The organism is Burkholderia sp. HI2714, assembly GCF_002223085.1.
Classification (GTDB): Bacteria; Pseudomonadota; Gammaproteobacteria; order Burkholderiales; family Burkholderiaceae; genus Burkholderia; species Burkholderia lata_D.
Genome location: NZ_NKFM01000094.1, coordinates 1 through 5,601 on the forward strand (window position 1 = coordinate 1; position 5,601 = coordinate 5,601).

At 66.3% G+C, this 5,601-nt stretch carries 6 protein-coding genes and 1 pseudogene; all 7 read left to right on the plus strand.

The window, feature by feature from the left end:
• The first annotated feature begins 211 nt into the window (after nt 1-211).
• Entirely contained in the window at nt 212-742 is a 531-nt protein-coding gene (locus tag CFB82_RS40775) for a hypothetical protein (RefSeq protein WP_089487864.1), read from the plus strand.
• Nucleotides 743-747: 5 nt separating this feature from the next.
• Nucleotides 748-1,212 (plus strand): hypothetical protein, encoded by a 465-nt coding sequence (locus tag CFB82_RS40780; RefSeq protein ID WP_089487865.1) that lies wholly within the window; start codon nt 748-750, stop codon nt 1,210-1,212.
• A 4-nt stretch (nt 1,213-1,216) separates the two neighbouring features.
• Nucleotides 1,217-3,049, plus strand: a complete 1,833-nt coding sequence (locus tag CFB82_RS40785) for a phage integrase family protein (RefSeq protein ID WP_089487866.1) — start codon at nt 1,217-1,219, stop codon at nt 3,047-3,049.
• A 642-nt stretch (nt 3,050-3,691) separates the two neighbouring features.
• A complete protein-coding gene (locus CFB82_RS40790) occupies nt 3,692-4,252 on the plus strand; it encodes a hypothetical protein (protein WP_089487869.1) in 561 nt (186 codons plus the stop codon).
• A 283-nt stretch (nt 4,253-4,535) separates the two neighbouring features.
• Nucleotides 4,536-4,832 (plus strand): hypothetical protein, encoded by a 297-nt coding sequence (locus CFB82_RS42920; protein WP_143751070.1) that lies wholly within the window; start codon nt 4,536-4,538, stop codon nt 4,830-4,832.
• Nucleotides 4,829-5,098, plus strand: coding sequence for a hypothetical protein (locus CFB82_RS40800; protein WP_089487868.1), 270 nt, complete (start codon nt 4,829-4,831; stop codon nt 5,096-5,098). Before CFB82_RS42920 ends, CFB82_RS40800 begins: the two co-directional genes overlap by 4 nt.
• Before the next feature lie 200 nt (nt 5,099-5,298).
• Nucleotides 5,299-5,601 (plus strand): annotated as a pseudogene (locus CFB82_RS40805) (transposase); the annotation flags it as partial.

Consider the following 5,601-nt stretch of genomic DNA (forward strand, 5'->3'; position numbering starts at 1 on the left):
TACGAATGATCACCACGAAGAGGTGCCGGGAACTGCACCTCTTGTAAGTCGTTGTAATCTAGGGCGGGCCGGTTGGCCCGTTTTTTTGGCCTGCGTCCAATGCCGATAAGTCTGCTTAGCGGCATTGCGTTTAATGGGTCAAAACCCGTATAGTACGGTTTGCGCCGCGCCAGGACTGGGCGGCCGAAGGATTTTTTCTCTGGTGAGGACCATGTCGATGTCGATCGCCCCTCCGATTACCTATCAGCAGTTGACCATGCGTATCGAAGCGGACATGCGGGCGTATCTCGCCGGTGCGGCGAGTGCGGCCGAGTCCTCGGGCCGTCTGGTGCCGCAGGCGTCGGCACGCAGCCTTTTCGTCCTGTGGCTCGGTTTCGCGCACCAATTACACGCGACGCACGGCGACGCTCACCCTCCGACCCTGGCGGCCGACCAGGCGCGCCTGCTCGCGTTGCTTACCGACGGGGCATCGTCCGGCGCGCCCACGTGTGCCGCAGACCCGGCCGACGTGGGGGCCGAATTGGAAGCCGCTGGCCTGCACTACGCAAGCCTGAGCCCCGCAGACTTCGTCGGCAACACGCTCACGGTGGCCGTGACGACGCTGCGCCGGCTCGGCCTGATTGGCACCGATGTCGCAGCACGCGTACCGGCCCGATGTCTGATTCGCGTGGTGCGCGATGACGTTGACGTGTTGCGGGCGCGGGTGATGTGGCCGTGGCAGCTGCAGCAGGACGGGCGCTGACGGCCATGCGAAAAACCGCCTCCCGCGCAACCGGCCGGACATCTCCTCGGGGCAGCCGTCGCCCCCTGACCAAAGCCCAACTGTTGCCGCTGCCGACGGCCGAGGTGCAGCGGTTGTCCCTGAAATTCCATCTGGCGCTGGCGACCTTGCGGGCCGGCCATGTCGATGCCGCCGCCTGCGCGGCGCTGCTCAATGCCCTCTACCTGGCGTTCTTGTTACGTGACGCGCGTGATCCGGATCTCACCCGTTACCAGACGGCTGACGCAGTGCTTAACGCGGTGATGGCCCGCGCCGAGGCGGGCCGGCCGTCCACGTTGACCGATCCCGAACGGGCGGCGCTCGAACGGCTGGTGGTGCACCTGGATGGGCAACTGGCCGAGGCGCCCCTGCACCGGTTCGTCGACGCCTGGGCGCAACTCGAACGCATCACCCATCACGACGGCCACTCGCCGATCCCGGTGGCAGGGTAGGGCGATGGCGAATCGTCCGCAGCCGCTCGAACTGCCGCCGCCGCGCACCTACAGCCGCACCGAGTTCACGGCGCTGCGCGCGCGCGTGAAAGGCCTGCCGATCGCCACGATCGAGCGGCTGTACTTCGATCGCGATGCCGCCGAACCGGTCGACGTCGCGCACTTGCTGCGCACGATGCGCGACGACCTGGTGGAGGTCGCGCTGCGCGATGGTTCGCCGGTGCTGGTCGCGCACCTGAAGGGGGCGATCGCGAAATACGGCGAGCCGCGCCTGACGCCCGTGTCGCTGCAGCTGATCGAGCAGGTGGCCGCGCAGTGGGCCATCGCGACGCCGCAGGCCGATCATCCCGTGGGTCGCTGGTTCCGGCCGCTCGTGGCCGCGCGCCTGGTCGGCGAGGGTATTCGCACGCTCGGCGAACTCGTCGCGTGTGTGAACCGCCGCGGCGGCCAGTGGTGGCGCTCGGTGCCGCGCATTGGCGTCGGCCGGGCGCGTGTGTTGGTCGCCTGGTTGCGCCGTCACGCCGAGACGATTGGCGCGGTCGTCGAGCCCGACGTTGACGCCGGCGACGCGCTGGCCCCGACGGCGACGAGCGTCACGGCCGGCGCCGGCCAGCTGGCACCGCTCGAGCGCCTGAGCCTGCCGGTCGAGCTGTCGGGCGCGCACGGCGCGAACCGTGCGTCGACCTTCGCCTACCTGGGGGCCGCGCACGATCTGGATGCGGTGCGCGCCTACCTGCACCGCTACGACGACCGGCCGGCGACGCGCCGCGCGTATACGCGCGAGCTCGAGCGTCTGGTGTTGTGGTGCGTGGCCGAGCGCGGCGTGGCGCTGTCGTCGATGCGAGTCGAAGATTGCGAGGCCTACAAGGCATTTCTCGCCGCGCCGGGTGAGCGCTTCACCGGGCCGCCCGCCGCGCGCGCGAGCGGCCGGTGGCGGCCGTTCGCGCCGGGTGGCCTCGCGCCGGAGAGCCAGCGCTATGCGGTGCGCGCAATTCGCGCAGCGTTCACGTGGTGGGTTGCGGTGCGGTATCTGGCCGGCAACCCATGGGCCGCCGTCACCGATCCGAGCGTCGTCAGGCGCGTGCGCAAGCTGCAGGTCGAACGGGCGCTCCCGCTCAATCTTTGGACCCGGGTACGCGCGACGCTGGCCGAACGCGGCGAGCTGCAAGGCCCGGGCGGGCCGCGCTGGCGCGCCGCGCGTGCGCTGTTGCTGGTGATGGGGGATAGCGGCCTGCGGATCGCCGAGGCGGTCGCCGCGACGCGCGCGGCGCTGGTCTGGCTGCCGGCTGACGACGACACGCCGGCCAGCTGGTTGCTCGAGGTGATCGGCAAGGGCAACAAGCAACGCTTCGTGCCGGTCAGCGACGCGTGCGTCGACGCGTTACGCGCGCACTGGCGCGATCGCGGGCAGGATTTCGACGCGGCCGCCGCGACCGTACCGCTCGGCTTACCACTGGTGGCGCCGCTGGTCATCCCGCCGACGCCGCGGGCCCGCGCGAAATTCGGCGAGCCCGACGGCGCCGGCAACCAGGCCGTGACGGCCGGCTACTCGGTGCGCGGCGCGCGCGGCCTCACGCAGTGGGCGATCGCGCAACTGCTCGAGATGATGCCGGATCTGAGCGAGGCCGAGCGGCGCAAGCTGGCCAGCACGTCACCGCATGCGTTCCGCCACACGGTCGGCACGCAGATGCTGGCCGCGGGCGTCGCGCTCGAGGTCGTGCAGCGCACGCTCGGCCATGCGTCGCTCGGCACCACCTCGATCTACGTGTCACCGGAGGAAGCGCGGTTGCGTCGCGAGGCGGCCAAGTATCATGCCCGACTGACGCGCCAACACTGACCGTGAACCATCCCGGATTGGTTCAGCAGGGCCCTGGCGCGGCGCCCGTCGAGCCGGTAGGCTTGGTTCGACCAGGGGGCGCTCAGTGGGTTGCGGGCGCAATGAGGCTGTTTTGACGCAAACCGCCGGGCCGAAGCGGTTCCACCGGGTCACGCGGTTCGCGATGATCACGCCCTCGCGCTGCGCCGAGTCGCATCGGCGCGCGGCTGCTGACGCGCCGGCTCGAGTCGCAGCAGTGCGAGGGCGTGATCATCGCCAACCTGCTGAACCTGTGGAATTCGTTCGGCAGGCCCGTTTGCTTCAAAAATGCATAGTTGCGTCTGCAACCAACTTGGCGCCTACCCTGCTGAACAACGCCATGTTGCACCGCCGGCGGAGCCGGCCGGGTTCTCCAAGGGGCATCCCCTTGGAGCACGGGATATGGAAAGGGAAATGCGTCAGCATTTCCGTTTACATATCTGTCGTGCCTCGGCTTCCAGCCGACCGCCCGACGTTAGATCATCGCTGGATCGAAATGGATCGCTTTTAGATCACTTTTGGATAGCTTGCAGATAACGGAGGATCGTAGATTGATCGCTCTTGGTGCATCTTTCGATCATTCACGGCATACTGATGGCGATTCTTTCCACAGGGAGCGGTCAAATGGACGCCCAAATCTCCGCACAACGTGCACAGCGGCTCGATGCGCTGTCGGCCGCGTCCGATGGTCGGTCGAAAACCGCCCAGCTTCGCGACGTGTTCGACAGCGTCGAGCGAGCTATTCGCGCGGGCGTTCGGTATGCGGCGATCATTCAAGACCTTGCCGCGACCGGCCTCGAATTTACCTATCAAACTTTCGCTTTGACCCTTAAAAGAATCCGGCGCGAACGCGGTATCGTGACTCGCCCCTCACGGGCGGCTCGCCCGGAAACTCACCCGGTTGCCCGACGGGCAGAGGAAGCGCTGAATCCTTCGCCAGAGCCTGCGGGTGATGCCGTGGCCGCTCCGGACACGGCGACGCCGATTCCTGCTGTACGCGAGCGCCGCACGATTGCGTCGGTCGGTGCAAAGCTCCCGGACGACTGGCTCACCGCCGATCTGACGCGCGAACAAAAACGCCGGTTGACGCTCGACCAGCGCCGCGCACGCGCTGAGACCGTGGTTAAAAGCCTGTGGCCGAACCCTTTCGATCCCGTCACCCCCACAAAAGACACCCGCGCATGAGCAGGGCTGTTGTGGGGCGGGCACGCACGAAAGCGAAGTCGGTCTTGGCGCGATCGCCGCGGCAACTGGCAGAGTTGGTTGCCGCGCTCGACGCTGCGGCCGATACGCTTTCGCCCATCGAAACCGACGAGATTTGGACGCAGCTGCTGGCACTCGCTCGCGCGCTCAAACGGGGTGGCCACCCCAGACCGAAATCGCCACGGCGACCGCCGACACCGGTGCCAGGTCAACTCGATCTCGTCGACGCGCTGACTGCCGATTCTTGCGATTAGGCCCCATTTGTATGAAGATCCCCGATCACGACATTCCCGAACCCGCTGTCGTCGTCGAAACCTGGCGACTGGTTGTCGGCACGTCCCTGTTTCTGATCAACGTGCGCGCCGACGGCAGGTGGCAACCCGCCTATATTGCGCCGAGGCGTCTTGGCGGCTGGACCATTCAGACCTTGCCGGACATGCCAGCGGCGGCAGATGTCGAAGCCGCCGTGCGCACGTGGGCCCAGCCGTATGGCAACGATCCCAGGATCCGCCGCTTGGCGGCGCCAAGGTTACGCGCATCCACATCGAGGTCAACCTCATGACTTTGCTCAAGCGTCGACTTGTTGCTACCGACGAAAAGCTGCAGGAACTCAAGATGGCCAGGAAGGCAGTCGCCAAGGCGCAACGTCAGCAAGTCAAACAAACGCGCGCGGATCGCGAACGCAAGATGATGCTCGCCGGCGAAGCCATTCTGCGCCGTGTCGAACGTGGCGAATGGGATGTCGCGGATTTCCGGCAAATGATGGACGACGCGCTGTCCCGTCCGGCCGATCGCGCGCTATTCGAGCTCGATGACGACAACGCATGACGAGCCATCATGGAAAGGGGGCGCGATCGACTCGACCTTCGGCATGCGACCTTCGGCATATGCCAGGCGCTTGCTCTGAACCGGCACATGAGTTGATGCAAGGATGAAATCGTCGTGGACGAAACGAGTTGGAAGATTGAGTTTCCCCCGAAATTTCGCTCTCCAAGAGGTCGGGTAAACTCGACGGAATGGAAAGCAAAATGTTGAAGATACCGAAGCAGCAACACACGCCGGAATTTAGGACGCTTGCGGTGCAACGGGTGAAGGATGGCCAGAGTATTTCGGTGGTTGCACGGGAGCTTGGCATCTCGGAGCAGACGCTGCGCACGTGGGTCAAGGCCGCAGCGGCCGGAACGCTGAATGGTCCAGGCACGAAGGTCGTGACGCCGGAGCAGATGGAGCTCTCGCGGCTGAAGGCAGAGAATCGACGGCTGACGATGGAGCTTGAGATCGCAAAAAAAGCGGCGGCGTACTTCGCGCGGGACCTGCTGTGAAGTACGCCT